The organism is Delftia sp. PX-1 (assembly GCF_055797465.1).
Map to the genome: position 1 here is coordinate 768,766 of NZ_CP184763.1, position 19,631 is coordinate 788,396.

Sequence of the window (19,631 nt, forward strand, 5' to 3'; positions counted from 1 at the left end):
GGAGACCGGGGAGCCTGGCCCTGGCGCAAGCCTGTCCAACTGAACAGCTGAAGCACCCGGGGCGCGACCCGGCGTGCACCCGAGGCCCCACGGGCCAATCGAATGAATCGGCGCAATCCATGCGCAGCCCGCACCCACATCAGGTCTGCCAGCGCCACGCAATCCGGAGCCTTCCCCGTGATCACCGAACTCGAATTCAAGAGCCTTGCCGCGCAGGGCTACAACCGCATCCCTCTGATGGTCGAGGCGTTTGCGGACCTCGAAACCCCCCTGTCCCTCTACCTCAAGCTGGCCCATGCGGGCGGTGACGGCAAGCACAGCTTTTTGCTGGAGTCCGTGGTGGGCGGCGAGCGCTTCGGGCGCTACAGCTTCATCGGCCTGCCTGCACGCACGCTGCTGCGCGCCAGCGGCTTCGGCGAGGTCGCATGCACCGAGGTGGTGACCGATGGCCAGGTGGTGGAGACGGCCAAGGGCAATCCGCTGGACTTCATCGCTGCCTACCAAAAGCGCTTCAAGGTGGCGCTGCGCCCAGGGCTGCCGCGTTTTTGCGGCGGGCTGGCCGGCTACTTCGGCTACGACGCCGTGCGCTATATCGAGAAGAAGCTGGAAGATTCCTGCCCGCCCGATACGCTCAACTGCCCCGACATCCTGCTGCTGCAGTGCGAGGAAGTGGCGGTGATCGACAACCTGTCGGGCAAGCTGTACCTGATCGTCTATGCCAACCCCGGCGAGAGCGAGGCCTATACGCGCGCCAAGAAGCGGCTGCGGCAGTTGAAGGATTTGCTGCGCTACTCGGTCAGCGCGCCGCAGATCAAGGCCGGCGAGAGCCACCCGGCCCAGCGCAGCTTTGCCAAGGAAGACTACCTGGCGGCCGTGGAGAAGGCCAAGGAGCTGATCGCCGCGGGCGACTTCATGCAGGTGCAGGTGGGCCAGCGCATCCACAAGCGCTTCACGGCCAGCCCCTTGAGCCTGTACCGCGCGCTGCGTTCGCTCAATCCCAGCCCCTACATGTACTACTACCACCTGGGCGATTTCCATGTGGTGGGCGCCAGCCCCGAGATCCTGGTGCGCCAGGAGAACACGGACGAGGGCCAGAAGGTCACCATCCGCCCGCTGGCCGGCACGCGCCCGCGCGGCGCCACGCCCGAGGCCGACAAGGCCACCGAAAAGGAACTGGTGGCCGACCCCAAGGAACGCGCCGAGCACGTGATGCTGATCGACCTGGCGCGCAACGACATCGGCCGCATCGCCAAGACGGGCAGCGTGAAGGTGACCGAGGCCTTTGCCGTGGAGCGCTACAGCCACGTGATGCACATCGTCAGCAACGTGGAGGGCATTCTGCGCGACGGCATGGACAACATGGATGTGTTCAAGGCCACCTTCCCGGCCGGCACGCTGACGGGCGCGCCCAAGGTGCATGCCATGGAGATCATCGACCAGCTGGAGCCGACCAAGCGCGGCATCTACGGCGGCGCCTGCGGCTACCTGAGCTTTGCGGGCGACATGGACCTGGCCATTGCCATCCGCACGGGCGTGATCAAGGACGGCACGCTCTACGTGCAGGCCGCCGCCGGCGTGGTGGCCGATTCCGTGCCCGAGATGGAATGGAAAGAGACCGAGCACAAGGCGCGCGCACTGATGCGCGCGGCCGAGCTGGTGGAGGAAGGACTGGAATGAGCACGGACCGCGCCAAGCAGGCCATCGACCTGGTGCAGCACTGCACCGACATGCTGGATGTGCGCCGCAATGTGGATGCGCTGGACGATGTGCTGGTGCCGCTGCTGGTCACGCGCATGGGCTACATGCAGCAGGCCGCGCGCATCAAGGCCGATGCGGCCCAGGTGCGCGACGAGGGCCGCATCGAGGCCATCGTGCGCCGCGTGCGCGAGCGCACGGCCGCCGAGGGCGGCCAGCCCGACATGATGGAGGCGGTGTACCGCCACCTCATGGAGGAATGCATTGCCTACGAGCACCGCGAGTTCGCGCGGCTGCGCGAAGGCGGTGCGCAGGACGATCGTTCCTAGGGCCTGTTCACACTCATACGGGGATCGCGTTGCCCGGCAGCCAGCGCAGCGCATGGCGCGCCGCCACCCATTCCTCGTTCGTGGGCTCCACGCCCACGGTGACGGCGCTGCCGGTGGCCGAGATCACGGCCGCATCGCGCGCATTGGCCTCGGCGTCCAGCCGCAGGCCCAGAAAACCCAGGCCCTCGCACACGCGCCGCCGTATCTCGGCGCTGTGCTCGCCCACGCCTGCGGTGAACACCAGCAGGTCCAGGCCGCCCAGCACGGCGACCAGGGCGCCGATCTCGCGCACGACGCGCCGCACGTACAGGGCCAGCGCATCGCGCGCACGCTCGGCCCGGGCATCGGCGCCTGATTCCAGCGGCAGCAGCACGCGCGGCTCGGACGAGGTGCCCGAGACGCCCAGCAGGCCGGACTCGTGGTACAGGATGCGGCCCACTTCCTGCAGGCTGAGCTTTTCGATTTCCATCAGGTAGATCACGGCGCCGGGGTCCAGCGCGCCGGTGCGCGTGCCCATCATCAGGCCGTCCAGCGCAGAGAAGCCCATGGTGGTCGCCACGCTTTGCAGGCCCCGCATGGCGCACAGGCTGGCGCCGCTGCCCAGGTGGGCCACCAGGGTGCGCCCGAGCGCCAGGTCGCCATGGCGCTCGGGCAGGGCGGTGGCCATGTATTCGTAGGACAGGCCGTGGAAGCCGTAGCGGCGCAGCCCGCGTTCCCAGGCCGCATGCGGCAGGGGCAGCAGTTGCTCGACCTTGGGCAGCGTGTGGTGGAAGGCGGTGTCGAAGCAGGCCACCTGCACCAGTTCGGGCCGCTCGCGCAGCAGGATGTCCATGGCCTCCAGCGCAAAGGGCTGGTGCAGCGGCGCCAGCGGGATGAAGGCCTTGAGGTCGGCCAGCACGCCGGCATCGACGCGCACGGGCTCGAAGTAGCGGCTGCCGCCGTGCACCACGCGGTGGGCGATGGCGGCCACGCGGGCGCCGTCCAGCTGCGCCAGGCGCGCGGTGATGCGCTCGCGGATCAGCTGCAGCGCGGCGCGGTAGGGGTGGGCTGTGTCCAGGGTGATGGCAAAGGGCGGCACGCCGCTCTCGCCGAAGTCGGGCGCGGGCCCGCCTATGCCCTGGACCTTGCCGTTCCACAGCGGCTTGCGCGGCAGCGGGCGCTGGGCACCGTCGAAGACGGCGAACTTGATGCTGGACGAGCCGCAGTTGAGCACAACGACCAGTTCGCGGGCGGGGGAGGATGCGGTGTGGGCAGGGATCATGGCGGCGAGTTCCGGTAGCGGTGGGCCAGCAGCAGGGCGATGGCGCAGGAGGCGATGCGCGAGGCGCGGCTGTCGGCGCGGCTGGTCAGGATCACGGGCACCTTGGCGCCCATGACGATGCCGGCGCTGGCCGCCTCGCCCATGTACATGAGCTGCTTGGCCAGCATGTTGCCGCTTTCCAGGTCGGGCACGACCAGGATGTCGGCCTGGCCCGCCACGGGCGAATCGATGCCCTTGGTGCGCGCGGCGGCCATGGACACGGCGTTGTCGAAGGCCAGCGGCCCGTCGAGCACGCCGCCCGCGATCTGGCCCCGGTCGGCCATCTTGCACAGCGCGGCGGCGTCCAGCGTGGCCGGCATGTGCGGGCTCACGGTCTCCACGGCGGCCAGGATGGCGACCTTGGGCTCGGGCACGCCGATGGCATGGGCCAGGGCGATGGCGTTGCGCACGATGTCGGCCTTTTGCTGCAGGTCGGGTGCGAGGTTGATGGCCGCGTCGGTGACGATGAAGGGGCGCGGGTAGTGCGGCGTCTGCAGCACGAAGCAGTGGCTGACGCGGCGCTTGGTGCGCAGGCCGGCGGCGGCGGCCACGACCTCGGCCATGAGTTCGTCCGTGTGCAGACTGCCTTTCATGATGGCCTCGACCTCGCCGCAGGCGGCCAGCTCGGCACCACGCGTGGCGGCGGCGTGGCTGTGCGGCACGTCCTCGATGCGCAGGCCGCCCAGGTCCAGCCCGTGCTCGGCCGCCACGGCCTCCAGCCGTGCGCGCGGGGCCACCAGCACGGGGTCGATCAGGCCTTCGCGGCGCGCGTCCAGCGCGGCCGAGAGGCTGGTCTCGTCGCAGGGATGGACCACGGCCACGCGGATGGGCGGCAGGCCGGCCACATGGGCCAGCAGGCGCTGCAGGCCGTCGCGTCCACCGGCCTCCAGCCGGATCTCGGGCAGACTTGTGCGCTGGCGCTCGATGTGGCGCGCAGGCGCATGCACCGTGGCCTGGCCCTCGATCACGGCGGCACCATGCTGGTTGGTGCAGGCCACGGCCAGCGTGACCTGGCGCTGCTCGGCCTGCTTGGCCAGCACCTCCACGCGCACGGTCAACCGGTCGCCTGCGGCCAGCGGCGCCAGAAAGCGCAGCGTCTGGCCGACCAGGGTGGTGCCGGGGCCGGGCAGGCGCGTGCCCAGCACCGAGGCCAGCAGCATGCCGCCCCACATGCCATGGGCGATCAGGGCCGTGTCGTCATCGTCGGCGCCGGCAACCGTGCCAGCACCGGCAGCGGCACCGGCACCAGCGCCGTCGGCCACGGCCGCGCCCGACAGGGCGGCGAACAGGCGCAGGTCCTGGGTGCTCAGCGTGCGTTCCAGGCTGGCGCTGTCGCCCACGTCCAGTTCGTCAAAGCTGTGGTTGCGCAACAGGGCCAGGTCTTCGGGCGGCAGGGCCGCATGGGAGGCAGGGGAGAGGTTCATCGCTTCTTTCGGGTACCTGTGTGCGCGCGGCTGGCCGGTGCGCGCGGGGTGGGCCTGGCGGCCGGGGCTTCGGGTGGGGCCGCTTCCTGGGGGGCCTCCCTGGCCTGCGCCACCTCCAGCGCCTGCACGAAATGCGCCATGGCCTGCAGCAGGCGCTGGTGCTCGGCATCGCTGAGGTTGCCGCCCTGGTTGGCCAGTTCGTCCACCGTGGTCATGCCCCAGCGGATGTCGGCCGCCGGCGAGGCGGCCAGCAACTGGGTGATGGCGGCCATGGCGGCGTCGGGCTCGCGCTGCATCAGCAGGGCCTGGCGGCGCACGATGCGGCGGAACTGCGCCATGTCGGGCGGCACGCCGCCCAGGTGATCCTGCAGCAGCCGCCAGGCGTGGCGGAAGTGGCGTTCATCGGCCTCGCCGCGTGCGCGCAGCACGTGGAACAGGGCGCGGATGACGGCCTCGTACAGCCCGCCCTGGGCCACGCTTTCGTGCAGCCGCGCCAGCTCCTGGCACATGTACTGGCAGTGCTCGGGCGATTCGCCCGGGTGCGGGCGCGGCGGGCCGTCGTCCTGGCGGCTTTGGCCGGCCAGGGCCTGCACCAGAGGCGAGCCATAGATGGCGTGGAACAGCCGCGCCTGCATGGCGTCGCGCTGGTCGCGGTAGGTGTCCAGCATATGCACCACGGCCTGCGACATGGCCTGCTGCGCCTTCAGGAAGGGGTTGTCGGGCTCGACGGGGTGGCGGTCCTCGCGCGCCTGCTCGGCGGCCTGGGCCACGGCAGGGGCCAGCGGGTGGGAGTCCGACCAGTATTCATAGCCCACGCGCAGCGGATGCATGGCCTGCAGCCAGCGCGCCGACAACGGCGTGGACAGGGCCTGCACCCAGGGCTGCACGGTGTTGCGGTACAGGGCGAGGTTGATTTCGGAGACGCGGGCGGCGGCGGCAAAGTGGCGCTCGCTTTCGGGGTCGGGCCGGACGATGTCGCGCACCTCGGCCAGGTCGCTGCGGCGGATCTTCATCAGGTAGGCCGCGTCGGTCAGCTCCTGCGGCGGCACGCCGGCCGGGCGGTCGGCGATCTCGGCGCGGTAGATGCCGGCGGGCAGCAGGTCGATGATGTCGATGTGCGCCGCGAACTCGCGGTGCTCCTTGCGGCCCACGGCGCCCGAGACAAAGATGCCCAGGTGGCCGATGCTGTCGTGCGTGGCGAAGACGATGGTCTGGTCGTGGGCGGCGATGTCCTCGTCGTCGCGGTACAGGTCGGTGATCCAGCCCAGGGCCTGGCCCGGCGGCGTGATGTTGTCGCCATGCGAGCAGAACACCACGATGGGCGAGCGGATGTTGCGCAGGTCGATGCGCACGCCGTCCGAGGTCGTCAGCTCGGCCGTGGCCAGCCGGTTGCCGATGAACAGGTTGTCCACGATGTACTGCATCTCGCGGCCTTCGAGGAAGACATGGCCGCCCCAGTACTTCTCGAAGCCCAGGTAGCGCGGCCCCTCGGTGTCCACGTCGGCATAGACCTGGTACTGCTTTTCCCACAGCGTGTTGGCGGGGTTGAGGTTCTCGAAGTTCTGCACCAGCCAGGCGCCGTCGAAGCGGCCCGCACCCAGGTCGCTGGTCAGTGCCGTCACCCAGCTGCCGCCCATGAGGCCGCCGCCGTAGCGCATGGGGTTGTCGCCGGCCCAGTACGACAGCGGCGCGCCGGCCACGATGATGGGCCCGAACAGCTCGGGCCAGACGGCGGCCGTCATGAGGATCTGCCAGCCGGCCTGGCAGTTGCCGATGACGGCGGGCTTGCCCCGGCTCTCGGGGTGAAGCTCGGCGACCTTGCGCACGAATTCGGCCTCGGCGCGCATCACGTCCTCGACGGTCTGGCCGGGCACGGGGTCGGGCAGGAAGCCCACGAAGTAGCAGGGATGGCCGGCCTTGAGGGCGGCGCCGATCTCGCTGTCGGGCTTGAAGCCGCCGATGCCCGGGCCGTGGCCCGCGCGCGGATCGACGACGATGAAGGGGCGCTTGGCCGGGTCGATGACCGTGCCCTCCATGGGCGCGATGCGTGCCAGCCCGTAGTTGACGGGACGCGGCAGCTCCAGGCCGGACATCACGATCTCGGCCTGGAAGCTCAGCACATTTGGCACTTCCTCGGCCAGGTGGGCGCGGTACTGGTTGCCGCGCTGGCGCCGGATGTCGGCATACAGCAGCGTGCGCTGCCAGGCATCGGTGGCGTACTGTGCAGCTGCCTGGGGCAGCTTCAGCGGATCGCCCCACAGTGCCCCCACGTCCACGGTGCCGTGGCTATCGAGGTGCTCGTTCATCTGGCCCACTCCTTTAACGGGCATGTCCTGCCCCCTGCTTGCAGATTGCGTGTGAATGGCCGCCAAACGGCCCCGCGCCTGCGGGACCGTGCGGCTTGTGTCAGCCCCTGGGCTCTTCAGCCGTGGGCGGCAGCGTCCCGGGCCGTTTCGGCGGCAGCCGCTGCAATGGGCTGCTGCGCCGCATGGTCGGGCGGGGTGACGGATGGGGTCACGGACTGGGCCATGGACTGCACGGCCGAGGTCCAGCGCGCCAGCAGGTCGCTCCAGGGCACGGCCGTGTCGGCCGCGCCCTGGGCGCCGCCGCTCAGCGTGGCTGCCACCTGCTGCTGCCAGTCGTGCACGGCCTGCTGCACGCCCTGGGCCAGGGTCATCTGGCTGGCCATGGCCGTCTGGGCCAGGGCCTGGGCATGGCCCATGCGCAGGTGGGCGTGGCGCCAGAAGGCCTGGGCGGGCAGGGTGGCCAGCTCCTGCCAGCTGCTGGTCTGCTGCACGCCCTCGATCTCGTTGCCGGTCTCGGCGATGCGCTCGGGGCCGTTGCGTGCGGCATGCTCCAGCCATTGCTGGCCGCTTTCCTGCAGCAGCCGGCTCAGGTGCAGCTGCAGTTCGAGCTGGGCCTTGAGCAGATGGAGGGGAATGGTCTGTGCGCTCATATGGAACTCCTTGCTGGTTGACGTGGAAAGATGCCTTGGCGGCGGAACGAAACTCAGGCCATCTGGCCGATGGTCTTGCGAAAGCGGGCGAGCGTGAGGGCGAACAGCACGGAGCCGATGGCGGCCAGTGCGAGAAAGGGCTTCCAGACCACGTCCAGCCCCGCTCCGCGGTAGAGGATGGCCTGCGACAGCTCGACAAAGTGGGTGGTCGGCGCGGCCAGCATGATGGTCTGCACCAACTGCGGCATGCTTTCGCGCGGCGTCATGGCGCCCGACAGCAGCTGCAGCGGCAGCAGCACGAGCACCAGCAGCATGCCGAACTGTGGCATGTTGCGCGCCAGCGTGGCAAGGAAGATCCCCAGCGACGTTGTGGCGAACAGGCACAGCGCGGCCCCTGCCAGGAACAGCGGCTGAGAGCCTTCGATGGGAACGCCCAGGGCGCCGCGCACCACGAGGTTGAGCGAGGCAAAGGCGGTGACCAGCACGACCAGTCCCATGGACCATATCTTGGCCAGCATGATCTCGGTCGGTGTCACCGGCATGACCAGCAGGTGCTCCACCGTGCCGTGCTCGCGCTCGCGGATCAGCGCCGCGCCCGTGAGGATGATGGACAGCATGGTCACGTTGTTGATGATCTGCATCAGCCCGCCGAACCAGACCTTGTCCAGCGCGGGATTGAAGCGCGCGCGCACCACCAGGTCCACGGGCAGGGCGGTGGCGCCCCGAAAGCGCCGCACGAACTCGCTGACCTCGGCCGAGACGATCTGCTGCACATAGCTGTTGCCCGTGAAGGCCTGGCTCATGCGCGTGGCGTCCACGTTCAGCTGCAGCTCGGGCGCGCGGCCCGCCAGCACGTCGCGCTGGAAGTTGGGCGGGATGTTGAGCACGAAGGTGTAGGTGCCCGAGTCCATGCCCGGGTCCATCTGCGTGCGGTCGATCATGGCCGGCGGCGCGAACTGCGGCGGATAGAAGGCGCCCGCGATGCGCTGCGACAGCGGCGAGCCGTCCTCGTCCACGATGGCGATGGGCGCGTTGTGCAGGCTCTCGGGCATGGCCGTGGCCGCCGTGTAGATGGAGACCGTGAACACATAGGCGATGAGCACCAGCAGCACGGGGTCGCGCCACAGGCTCCACAGCTCCTTGACGCCCAGCCGGTAGATGTTGGAGAAAAGGCGGGTGCGCATGTCAGCTCTCCTGCTTTCTGGTCAGCGCAATGGCCAGGCCCAGGATCGCCGGCACGGACAGCAGCAGCGGCCCGAACGAGCCGGCCAGCTCCCGAAATCCCAGCGCCTTGCTGAACACGCCGCGGCTGATGGCGATCATGTGGCTGGCCGGATAGACCTCGCCGATGGCGCGGCCCACGCCCTCCAGCGAGGACACGGGATCGACCAGGCCTGCGAACTGCGTGGTGGGGATCAGCGTGCCGATCAGCACCAGGAACATCGAGGCGATCTGGCTGCGCGTCAGCGTGGAGGCCAGCAGGCCGAAGCCCGTGGAGGCGCCGCTGAAGATCAGCGCCGCCAGGGCCAGCGTGGCAAAGCTGCCCGTCACGGGCACGCCGAACAGGGTGACGGCCATCAGGCACATCAGCAGGAAGTTCAGCATGGCCAGCACCACATAGGGCAGTTGCTTGCCCAGCAGGAATTCGGTGCGCGTGACCGGCGTGACGTAGAGGTTGGTGATGGAGCCGCTTTCCTTCTCGCGCACCACGGCCAGCGCCGTCAGCATGGCGGGCAAAAGCAGCAGCAGCAGGGGCATGACGGCCGGCACCATGGCCGGCAGGCTGCGCACGTCGGGGTTGTAGCGAAAGCGCGTCTGGATGTCGATGAGGCCGGCCGGCGCCACGCCCAGGCGCTCGCGCGCCTGCTCGGTCAGCCAGTGCTGGTGGATGCCCTGCAGGTAGCCGCGCACGGTCTCGGCGCGCGTGGGCATGGCGCCGTCGAACCAGGCGCCCACCTGCACGGAGCCGCCGCGCAGCACATCGCGCGCAAAGCCCGGCGGGATCTCGATGGCCAGGGTCAGCTCGCCGCTGCGCATGCGGCGGTCCAGTGCGTCGTAGTCGGTCAGCGGCGGCTGCTCGATGAAGTAGCGCGAGCCCGACAGGCTCATCGCATAGCTGCGGCTGATGGTGGTCTGGTCGCGGTCCAGCACGGCAAAGCGCAGGTCCTCCACGTCCAGGCTGATGCCGTAGCCCATCACGAACATCAGGATCAGCGAGCCCACCAGGGCCAGCGTGGCGCGCACCGGGTCGCGCTGCAGCTCCAGCGCTTCGCGCCAGACATAGCTGAGCATGCGCTGGGCGCTGAAATGGCGGCGGCGCGCAGCGTGCGTTTCCACGGCAGCGGGGGCGGCAGGCGCGGCCTGCTGTTCCTCGGCCGGGGCCTCGCCGCCACCGGCCTCGACCAGGTAGCCGATGAAGGCTTCCTCCAGCGTGGCCGCGCCGCGCTTGGCTACCAGGCGCGCGGGCGTGTCGCTGTCCAGCACCTTGCCCGCATGCATCATGGACATGCGGTCGCAGCGCTCGGCCTCGTTCATGAAGTGGGTGGAGATGAAGATGGTCACGCGGTCGCGCCGCGACAGCTCCACCAGCAGGCGCCAGAAGCCGTCGCGCGCCACGGGGTCCACGCCCGAGGTGGGCTCGTCCAGGATGAGCAGCTCGGGCTTGTGCACCATGGCCACGGCCAGCGACAGGCGCTGGCGCATGCCCAGCGGCAGGGCGGCCGGCAGGCTGTGCTGTGCGGCCTGCAGGTCGAAGCGCTGCAGCATCTCGGCCACGCGCGCGGGAATGTCCGCCTCGGGCACGCCGAACAGGCGCGCATGCAGCACCAGGTTCTGGTGCACGGTCAGCTCGCCGTACAGCGAGAACGCCTGGGTCATGTAGCCCACGCGGCGGCGCGTGTCGATGTCGCGCGGGTCCACGGGCTGGCCGAACAGCCAGGCCTGGCCCTCGCTGGCCGGCAGCAGGCCGGTCAGCATCTTCATGGTGGTGCTCTTGCCGCAGCCGTTGGAGCCCAGGAAGCCGAAGATCTCGCCGCGGCGGATGCGGAAGGACACATGGTCCACGGCGACGAAGTCGCCAAATCGCATGGTCAGGTCCCTGGCCTCGATGGCGATGTCGTCCTCGCCGCCCTCGGGCAGGGGGGCGATGGTCACGGGCGCATGGCCGCGCTTTTTCTCTTCGGGCAGCAGGGCGATGAAGGCCTCTTCCAGCGAGCGGCTGTCCGTGCGCTGCAGCAGCTCGGCCGGCGTGCCCGTGGCCAGCACGCGGCCCTCGTCCATGGCCACCAGCCAGTCGAAGCGCTGGGCCTCGTCCATGTAGGCCGTGGCCACCAGCACGCTCATGCCGGGGCGCTGGCGGCGGATGCGCGCGATCAGGTCCCAGAACTGGGCGCGCGCCAGCGGGTCCACGCCCGTGGTGGGCTCGTCAAGAATGAGCAGGTCGGGGTCGTGGATCAGCGCGCAGCACAGGCCCAGCTTCTGCTTCATGCCGCCCGACAGCTTGCCGGCCGGCCGCTCCAGGAATTTGCGCAGGCCCGTGGCCTGGGTGAGGTCGTCGATGCGCCGGCGCCGCTCGGCCGCGTCATGGCCGAACAGGCGCGCGAAGAACTGCAGGTTCTCCTCCACCGACAGCGTGGGATAGAGGTTGCGCCCCAGGCCCTGCGGCATGTAGGCCACGCGCGGGCAGACGGCCTCGCGGTGCCGGCGCTGGGCCATGTCGCCGCCCAGCACCTCGACGCTGCCTTCCTGGATCTTGCGCGCCCCGGAGATCAGCGCCATGAGGCTGGACTTGCCCACGCCGTCCGGCCCGATCAGGCCGACCATGCGGCCTTCGGGAATGTCCAGGTCGATGCCCGCCAGCGCCTCGACCTGGCCATAGCGCTGGTGCACGCCCTTCAGGCGCACGACCCAGCCGCTGGCGTGGGGCGTCGTGCTCTGGCTCATTGCGCGGGCTGGGCTGGCAGCTTGATGGCCAGGTTGGCGGGCCACTCATGGCTGGCATCGGTGCGCAGCCAGGCCATGCCGGGCACGCCGGTCTTGACCTGTTCCAGATGGCGGCGCAGCAGCTCCGGCGGGATCTGGGCGCGCACGCGGAACATCAGCTTCTGGCGCTCGCTGGCGGTCTCCACGGTCTTGGGCGTGAACTGGGCCTGGCTGGCGACGAAGGAGACACGGGCCGGGATCACGTACTCGGGCGCGGCGTCCAGCACCAGGCGCACCTCGCTGCCCAGGGCGATGCGGCCGGCGGCGGTCTCGGGCACGAAGAAGGTCATGTAGACATCGGACAGGTCCAGCAGGTTGAGCACGCGCCCGCCTGCGCCCAGCACCTCGCCGGGCTGGGCCACGCGCAGCTGCACGCGGCCATCGCGCGGGGCCTTGAGCACGCCGTCGTCGATGTCGGCCTGCACGCGCGCCACCGTGGCCGTGGCGGCCTGCACCTGGGAGCGCACGCCGACCACCTGGGCCTCGGCCGCCTTCACGGCGGCCTGGGCGGCGGCGGCCTGGGCGCGCGTGGCGGCCAGCGCCGCCTCGCTGCCGCGCACGCGGGCGCGGTCGTCATCGAGCTCCTGCACCGAAGAGGCGCCCTCGCGCGCCAGCGTTTCCGAGCGCTTGAAGCGGCGCTGCGCGGCGTCCACCTCGGTCTCGCGCTGCACGATCAGGGCCTGGGCGGCGGCCAGGTCGCTGCGGCGCAGGGTGACCTGGGCCTCGGCCGCGGCCACGCTGTGCTCGGCCTGCTGGCGCATGGCGTCGGCTTCCTGGCGCTGGGCGCGCAGGGTGTCGATCTGCATGCGCGCCACGGGCTGGCCGGCCTGCACGAAGTCGCCCTCGCGCACCAGGATTTCCTCCACGCGGCCGGGCAGCTTGGTGGAGATGTCGATCTCGGTGGCCTCGACCCGGCCATTGCTGCCGACGAAGCCCTCGCCCGGGCCCTTGGGCGTGAAGGTCTTCCAGGCCCACCAGGCCACGAGGGCCAGGACCGCCACGGCGGCGATCGGCACGATCTTGTTCTTCAGAGAGGTGTTCTTGTCCATGGGCGGGTCCGGATGCTTCAGGAATTCGGGGGATCGGCAGGCGTGGCCGGCACGGTGGCGGGCAGCGCGGCAGGTTCCGCGCCGCTGCCGCCGCCCAGGGCGGCATACAGGCCCACCTGGCTGGACAGCAGGGCGCGCCGCGCCTGCACCAGTTGCTGGCGTGCGGCCAGCAGGTCGCGCTGGGCGTCCAGCACCTCCAGGTAGGCGGCCGAGCCGTTGTCGTAGCGCAGCTGCGCCAGCCGCGCGCGCTCGGCCTGGGCCTGCACGGCGGTGCGCTGCACGGTGATCTGTTCGGACAGCCAGCGGCGCGCGGCCAGGCCGTCGGCCACCTCGCGGAAGGCGGTCTGTATGGCTTTCTCGTACTGGGCCACGGCCATGTCGCTGCGGATCTCGCCCAGCTCCAGGTTGGCGCGGCGCCGGCCGCCGTCGAAGATGGGCAGGGACACCGTGGGCACGAAGGCCCAGGCGCGGCTGCCGCCGTCGAACAGGCCGTCGAGTTCGGCGCTGGCCGTGCCCCAGCGGGCGGTGAGCGCAATGCGCGGGAAGAAGGCGGCGCGCGCCGCGCCGATCTGGGCCCGGGCCGCGCGCAACTGGTGCTCGGCCGCGGCAATGTCGGGCCGCGCCGTGAGCAGTTCCGAGGGCAGGCCCGGCCGCAGCTCGGCCAGCACCAGGGCGTCGTCAAAGGGTGCGGCGGCGGGCAGCGGGCCCGGGTGGGCGCCGACCAGCTGGGCCAGGGCATGCAGCTGCTGCGCGCGTGCCAGCTCCAGCTGGGCCAGCAGGGCCTGCGCCTGGGTCAGCAGGGTCTGGACCTGGGCCAGCTGCAGGCGCGAGCTGGCGCCCACGGCCTCGCGGCGCGTGAAGATGCGAAAGGATTCCTGGCGCGTGGCCAGCGTCTCGCGCGCAATGGCCACGCGCTCGTCCAGCTCGCGCAGGCCCAGGTAGCCGTCGGCCACCTGGGCGATCAGCGCGGTCTGCACGGCGTGGCGGCCCGCATCGCTGGCCAGCCAGGTCTGCAGGGCCGCGTCCTTGAGGCTGCGCACGCGGCCCCACAGGTCCAGCTCCCAGCTGCTGAAGCCGACCTCGGCGCGGTACTCGCCGCTGACCACGGAGCGGCCCGAGAGGTTGAGGTCGCCCGGCACGCGCGCCCGTGCGGCCTGGCCGCCCACGCCAATGGCCGGGAACAGCTCGGAGCGCTGGATCTGGAAGGCCGCGCGCGCCTCTTCGGCGCGCAGCGCGGCCACGCGCAGGTCGCGGTTGTGCTCCAGCGCGGTGGCGATCAGCTGGCGCAGCACGGGGTCGGTGAAGTACTCGCGCCAGGGCAGGCCGGCGGCGGCGACACCCTGGGCGCCCGCCTGCAGATGGGCAGGCCAGGCCTCGGGCGTGGGCAGGGGCGGCGGCTCGTGCGGCGGCGCCAGGGAGGCACATCCCGCCAGGGCGGCGGCCAGTGCGGCTGCCAGCGCGGCGGCGGCGGTTCGGGGGAATGGGAGGGTCATCTGCAGTGCTGCGGGGTGCCGGTGCGGCAGCCGCTAGTTGAGGATGTGGTGGCCGCCATCGACATACAGCGTGCAGCCCGTGATGGCGCGCGCCCCGTCCGAGGCCAGGAAGGCGCACAGCGGCCCCACGTCGTCGGGCTGCAATTCGCCGGCAATGGGCGAGCGGCGCACGCTGTCGGCCACGAGTTCATCGAACGCGGCAATGCCCGAGGCCGCGCGCGTGGCGATGGGCCCGGGCGAGACGGCATTGACGCGGATGCGCGAGGGGCCGAGCTCGGCCGCCAGGTAGCGCGTGGTGGACTCCAGCGCGGCCTTGACCGGGCCCATGATTCCGTAGTGCGGCATGACCTCGCTGGCGCCCAGGTAGCTCAGCGTCATGAGGCTGCCGCCGCTGGCCGCCATCAGCGGCTCGGCCAGGTGGGCCATGCGGATGAAGGAGTGGCAGGAGATGTCCATGGCCAGCGCAAAGCCCTCGCGGGAGCTGTCTACCACGCGGCCCTGCAGGTCCTTGCGCGGGGCGTAGGCCACGGCGTGCAGCACGAAGTCCAGCCGGCCCCAGCGCACGGCGGCGGCATCGAACAGCGCGCGCATCTGCTCGTCGTCGCCCACGTCCAGCGGCATGCGCAGCTCGGCACCGATCTCGTCGAGCAGGGGCTCCACATGCGCCCGGGCCTTGTCGTTCTGCCAGGTCGCGCCGATCTCGGCGCCCGCCGCATGCATGGCCCGGGCACAGGCCCAGGCAATGCTGTCGCGGTTGGCGATGCCGACGATCAGGCCTTTTTTGCCAGCCAATAGCGTCATCTCGAATGCTCCAGATCAGAAGGTCTGCCGGGAAACAGGCCGCCTTGGGGCGGCTTCGTCAGGAATCACGGGGCATGGCGCGGCATTGCCGACATATGCGCCACGGCGAATGTTTGTATTTCCTGTGACTACGAAGCTTTTGATAGCTTGTTTTGATGCATGCAAATCAAAGGTTTGCATGCCAATATCGTCTCCTGGTCTTTTTCATTCTATCTATGTTGCACTGCAGCGACCGATTTTGGCGATGCCGTTTCGTTATATCGATGCAGTTCACTCCATAGTCTTGACTCAGGTCAAAGAGGGCTGCCTCACGGGGAGAATGCCGCTTGCCGCCGGTTGCTGTGCCCAGTAGAGCAATGGTGTCTTTTTGCGCCAACAGCCGAGCATTCTCTGTATTGGCCGGATTTCAATGAATACAAGGTATTCACACCATATTGGTGCATGGGAGGTAAAGAAAACCGGAAATCTGCCGATGGTCCGTGGACAGAGAAAATCCCCGGCCTGCAAAGGCCTGGGCCGCCATTCAGTCGGGACAAGACCGAAGGAAGACGATCAATCCATGACCAGCATTTCATCCACCGGCGCCAGCTTTGCCGCCAGCGCAGCGGGCATGCGGCCCACGGTGTCCGTGAGGTCGTCAGCGACCACGGCAGCTGCTGCACCCGCCGACCCGGGCACGCAGGTCACGCTGGGCCAGTCCGCAGGGTCCAGCGTCATCTATGCCAAACCGCAGCCCGTGGAACTGGGCCAGTTCAGGCTGACCCGGGCCTGGGCCTCGCAAGACAGGGACGACATCAGCACCCTGATGGCGCGCAACCTGGGCCTGGGCCCGTCGGCCAGCCTGGCCGACCGCTGGCGCGGCCTGGGCGGCGCCCTGCTGTCGCGCTTTGCGGCCACGCCGTCGGACTACCAGCAGACGGTGGCGGAGTACCAGGCGCCCACGGCGGCCGACTCCGTCGCAGGCAGCGCGGATGCGCAGGCCCTGGACAAGTCCGCACTGAGCGATGTGTCCGTGGGCGCTGCCACCGTGAGCCTGAAGATCCGCACGCAATCGGGCCAGACCGTGGAGCTGCGGATTGCCACGAACGACGGCAGCGAAGCGGGCAGCAGCAGCGGGCTGCGGGTCGAGGTCAAGAGTTCCGGCACCTTGAGCCAGGCCGAGAGCGCGGCCATCGCCCAGCTGGCCGACGGGCTGGACGAAGCGCTGGAAGGCCTGGGAAAGCCGGGCAAGCCCCAGCTGGAACTGGGCAAGCTGATGGACTTCGATCGCAGCGTGCTGTCCGGCCTGGACCTGGACATCAAGAACCCCAAGCCTTCGCAGCCCCTGTCCTCGTTCAGCCTGCATGTGGGCGCCGATGGCCGATCGGTGGCCATGAAGGGCGCGGCGGGCGAGCTGGCCGTCAACCTGGAGTCCGACGCGCCCGCAGGCGCCAGCGCGTCGCAGCGCCAGTCCGCGCTGGACCAGCATCTGAAGCGCTTTGATGCCGCCGCGCAGCGCGGCCGTGCGGATGCGGCGCTGGTGGACATGTTCAAGAGTGCCTTCAGTCAGCTGCACAACGCGCAGGCGCCGGCCGCGCCGGGCGCCATCGTCGCGCTCTCCGGGCTGGAGCGTTCCGTGCAGTCCCTGCAAAGCGGCCTGGCCGATTTCCAGGCCAGCTTCAGCGGTGACTTCGAGAACACCAACGAATTCGGCGCCGTGACCGAAATCGGCCGCGCCGAGTACCAGGTGGGCCAGAAGACCACCCGGCAGTCCCGCGGCAGGGAGGGCGAGTCGATCGCCCAGGTGGTGACCGAGTCCCTGAACGCCGAGTCCAAAAAGGCGCGCAACCGCAGCATGCTGGATTTGCAGTCGGGCAACTATGACCTGACCAAGGTGCAGGACAGCCGCACCATCACCACGCTGATCGAGACAGCCGGCAAGCAGGTCACCGGCGCGCTGCGCAAGACGCAGGAGCGCCAGATGCAGACGTGGGACCAGCTGGTGGAGCACCGCACCCAGCAGCACCGCGAAACGCCCGGTGGGCGCAGCTTCACTGAGCAACTCGCGTTGAGGTAGTCGCGCTGAGATAGTCGCGTTGAGGTAGTCGTGGCGCGGGCCGGGCCGCGTGTCGTCGTTGTGTCACAAAACTTCCGTATAAGAAGTTTTTTTGAACAAGACATGACAACGGCCCGCGCGTTCATGACCGAATTTCATCTTGCCGTCATCCAGGGCGGAGCCTCTCAATGAACGCCCGCCGTGCTTTGGCGGCGGGGCTGGCGGCGCTGCTGCTGGCGGCCGTGGGCGGCGGCGTCTGGTACTCGCGCACGGCCCTGGTGCAGGACCGCCAGGCGCAGCGGGCGCAGCAGCAGTCCGTGACGGCACGCGGCCTGATCGGCTCCGAGAAGGAAGCCTTCTTCCAGGACGAGCGCGTGCGCGACGTGCTGGCGCGCCACGGCGTGACGGTGACGGTGCAAAAGGCCGGCTCGCGCAGCATTGCCAACAGCTACGACCCCAAGCAGTACGACTTCGGCTTTCCCTCGGGGGCGCCGGCTGCGGCCCAGCTCAAGGCGGCGGCCAGGGCCGGCACGGTCTACACGCCGTTCTACACGCCCATCGTGTTCGCCAGCTGGCGGCCCATTGCCGAGATCCTGATCGCCAACGGCGTTGCGCAAAAGCAGGGCGACTTCTTTTACGTGACCGATCTTCCCGCCCTGCTGGCCATGGCCGGCAAGGGCACGCGCTGGCGTGACCTGAAGGCCTCCGGCGCCTTTGCCACCGGCAAGGCCGTGCTGCCCGCCAGCACCGATGTGCGCAGCTCCAACAGCGCGGCCATGTACCTGGCGCTGGCCAGCTATGTGCTCAACGGCCAGCAGGTGGTGCAAAGCCCGGCCGACCTGGAGCGCGTGATGCCGCAGGTGGCGCCGCTGTTCCTGCGCCAGGGCTTCCAGGAAAGCTCGTCGGCCGGGCCGTTCGAGGACTACCTGGCCCTGGGCATGGGCAAGGCGCCGCTGCTGGTGGCCTATGAGTCGCAGCTGGTGGAGTTCCTGCTGCGTCACCCGCAGCGCAGGAGCGGCGAGATGGTGATGCTCTACCCGCAGCCCACGCTGTATTCCAAGCATGTGCTCGTGCCCTACACGCCGGCAGGCGAGCGCGTGGGCCAGTTGCTCGAATCCGACCCGCAGCTGCGCGCATTGGCGCAGGAATACGGCTTTCGCACCGGCGGCGACACGCACGGCCCCGAGCGCTGGGCCGGGCAGGGCGTGCAGGCGCCCGCGCAGCTGGTGGAGGTGATCGATCCGCCCAGCCAGGAATGGCTGGAGCGAATGATCGTGGACATGGAGCAGCGCTTCAAATGACCGAACGTTCCAGGAGCAACCGATGAGCAACACCCCCCAGACCACCACGGCCAGCGCCGCCGTGGCCGTGCCTGCACAGGAGCAGGATTTCGTGCTGGAGCCGCCTGCGCCCGCCCTGCCCGTGCCCATCGAGTCGGCCAGCGGCAAGGTCCGCCTCAAGGCCGAGGAAGTGCAGCAGCTGGACGCGCAGGTGGCGCAGTTCATCGACGACATCACCGCCAACGACAGCCAGTCGCCCGCCTTCAAGGGCGCGGTCGAGCGCATCCACGGCATGGGCAACAAGGAGGTGCAGGCCGCTGCGGCCGTCTCCAACCGCATGCTGGAGCGCCCCGTCAAGACGCTGAACAACGGCCTGTTCGACCAGGGCAGCCAGATCGGCCAGGGCCTGATCGACCTGCGCCGCCAGGTGGAGGCGCTGGACCCCTCGCGCCAGGATGACCTGTTCAAGCCGCGCAAGCTGCTGGGCCTGATCCCCATGGGCAACAGGCTGGTGGACTACTTCGACAAGTTCCAGTCCAGCCAGAGCCACCTGAACGCCATCATCGACAGCCTCAAGCGCGGCAAGGACGAGCTGCTGCGCGACAACGCCGCCATCGAGCAGGAAAAGGCCAACCTGTGGGGCCTGATGGAGCGGCTGGAAAAATACATCCACATCGGCAAGAAGCTGGACGCGGCGCTGGAGGCCAAGGCGGCGCAGCTGGACGCCAGCGACCCTGAAAAGGCGCGCGTGGTGCGCGAGGACATGCTGTTCTACGCACGCCAGAAGGTCACCGACCTGCTCACCCAGATGGCGGTGAACGTGCAGGGCTACCTGGCGCTGGACCTGGTGCGCAAGAACAACCTCGAACTGGCCAAGGGCGTGGACCGCGCGACCACCACCACGGTCTCTGCCCTGCGCACGGCCGTCATCGTGGCGCAGGCGCTGGCCAACCAGAAGCTGGTGCTGGACCAGATCACGGCGCTGAACACCACCACGGGCAACCTGATCGCCGGCACCAGCGAGCTGCTGCGCGAGCAAAGCGGGAAGATCCACGAGCAGGCGGCCGGCAGCACCATCGACATCGCCAGGCTGCAGCAGGCCTTCGGCAACATCTACCAGACCATGGACGCCATGGCCGACTTCAAGGTCAAGGCCCTGGCCTCCATGCAGACCACGGTGGACACGCTGTCGCAGGAGGTGGACAAGTCCCGCGCCTATCTGGAAAAGAGCCGCCGCGAGGACGTGCGCGAGGCGCTGCAGGCGCCCGCCGGCGAGGTGGTGCTGTGA

15 protein-coding genes are annotated in these 19,631 nt (G+C 69.7%); 5 read left to right on the top strand and 10 right to left on the bottom strand.

All coding sequences use genetic code 11. The features are described 5' to 3' along the window. Positions 1 to 177 precede the first annotated feature (177 nt). Both trpE and ACN20X_RS03590 read left to right on the top strand, forming a co-directional pair. Positions 178 to 1,677, top strand: a complete 1,500-nt coding sequence (trpE, locus tag ACN20X_RS03585) for an anthranilate synthase component I (RefSeq protein WP_473210289.1) — start codon at positions 178 to 180, stop codon at positions 1,675 to 1,677. After that, positions 1,674 to 2,024: a chorismate mutase gene (locus ACN20X_RS03590; protein ID WP_016449526.1), complete on the top strand. Its 351-nt coding sequence runs from the start codon at positions 1,674 to 1,676 to the stop codon at positions 2,022 to 2,024. The genes trpE and ACN20X_RS03590 overlap by 4 nt, the downstream gene beginning before the upstream one ends. 13 nt (positions 2,025 to 2,037) lie before the next feature. Here ACN20X_RS03590 and ACN20X_RS03595 read toward each other — a convergent pair whose 3' ends face one another. From ACN20X_RS03595 to ACN20X_RS03640, 10 genes are all read right to left on the bottom strand, one after another. Then, positions 2,038 to 3,285 carry an acetate/propionate family kinase gene (locus ACN20X_RS03595; RefSeq protein WP_473210290.1) on the bottom strand — a complete coding sequence of 416 codons (1,248 nt, stop codon included), beginning with the start codon at positions 3,283 to 3,285 and terminating at the stop codon, positions 2,038 to 2,040. After that, positions 3,282 to 4,748, bottom strand: coding sequence for a bifunctional enoyl-CoA hydratase/phosphate acetyltransferase (locus ACN20X_RS03600; RefSeq protein WP_126311081.1), 1,467 nt, complete (start codon positions 4,746 to 4,748; stop codon positions 3,282 to 3,284). The genes ACN20X_RS03595 and ACN20X_RS03600 overlap by 4 nt, the downstream gene beginning before the upstream one ends. After that, entirely contained in the window at positions 4,745 to 7,054 is a 2,310-nt protein-coding gene (locus ACN20X_RS03605; protein ID WP_047472286.1) for a DUF3141 domain-containing protein, read from the bottom strand. The genes ACN20X_RS03600 and ACN20X_RS03605 overlap by 4 nt, the downstream gene beginning before the upstream one ends. A 116-nt stretch (positions 7,055 to 7,170) precedes the next feature. Continuing rightward, positions 7,171 to 7,704, bottom strand: a complete 534-nt coding sequence (locus ACN20X_RS03610) for a hypothetical protein (protein ID WP_016453976.1) — start codon at positions 7,702 to 7,704, stop codon at positions 7,171 to 7,173. 53 nt (positions 7,705 to 7,757) lie between these two features. Continuing rightward, the gene (locus ACN20X_RS03615) at positions 7,758 to 8,888 is read right to left on the bottom strand and encodes an ABC transporter permease (RefSeq protein ID WP_017405871.1); all 1,131 of its coding nucleotides are present in this window, start codon (positions 8,886 to 8,888) and stop codon (positions 7,758 to 7,760) included. A 1-nt stretch (position 8,889) separates the two neighbouring features. Then, positions 8,890 to 11,646 carry a ribosome-associated ATPase/putative transporter RbbA gene (rbbA, locus tag ACN20X_RS03620; protein ID WP_464183597.1) on the bottom strand — a complete coding sequence of 919 codons (2,757 nt, stop codon included), beginning with the start codon at positions 11,644 to 11,646 and terminating at the stop codon, positions 8,890 to 8,892. Then, entirely contained in the window at positions 11,643 to 12,734 is a 1,092-nt protein-coding gene (locus ACN20X_RS03625; protein ID WP_012202692.1) for an HlyD family secretion protein, read from the bottom strand. The genes rbbA and ACN20X_RS03625 overlap by 4 nt, the downstream gene beginning before the upstream one ends. A gap of 17 nt (positions 12,735 to 12,751) precedes the next feature. Beyond that, positions 12,752 to 14,227 carry an efflux transporter outer membrane subunit gene (locus tag ACN20X_RS03630; protein ID WP_074923575.1) on the bottom strand — a complete coding sequence of 492 codons (1,476 nt, stop codon included), beginning with the start codon at positions 14,225 to 14,227 and terminating at the stop codon, positions 12,752 to 12,754. Between the two features lie 33 nt (positions 14,228 to 14,260). After that, positions 14,261 to 15,028, bottom strand: a complete 768-nt coding sequence (fabI, locus tag ACN20X_RS03635; RefSeq protein WP_016449534.1) for an enoyl-ACP reductase FabI — start codon at positions 15,026 to 15,028, stop codon at positions 14,261 to 14,263. 15 nt (positions 15,029 to 15,043) lie between these two features. Beyond that, positions 15,044 to 15,208, bottom strand: coding sequence for a hypothetical protein (locus tag ACN20X_RS03640; protein WP_155294163.1), 165 nt, complete (start codon positions 15,206 to 15,208; stop codon positions 15,044 to 15,046). Between the two features lie 379 nt (positions 15,209 to 15,587). Between ACN20X_RS03640 and ACN20X_RS03645 the strand changes: the two genes are divergently transcribed. The 3 genes from ACN20X_RS03645 to ACN20X_RS03655 all read left to right on the top strand — a co-directional run bounded on the left by ACN20X_RS03645 (position 15,588) and on the right by ACN20X_RS03655 (position 19,631). Beyond that, positions 15,588 to 17,084: a hypothetical protein gene (locus ACN20X_RS03645; RefSeq protein ID WP_473210291.1), complete on the top strand. Its 1,497-nt coding sequence runs from the start codon at positions 15,588 to 15,590 to the stop codon at positions 17,082 to 17,084. Positions 17,085 to 17,251: 167 nt separating this feature from the next. Then, complete coding sequence (locus ACN20X_RS03650) at positions 17,252 to 18,364, top strand: hypothetical protein (RefSeq protein WP_473210292.1); 1,113 nt, start codon at positions 17,252 to 17,254, stop codon at positions 18,362 to 18,364. Between the two features lie 22 nt (positions 18,365 to 18,386). Next, positions 18,387 to 19,631 (top strand): toxic anion resistance protein, encoded by a 1,245-nt coding sequence (locus ACN20X_RS03655; protein WP_047328002.1) that lies wholly within the window; start codon positions 18,387 to 18,389, stop codon positions 19,629 to 19,631.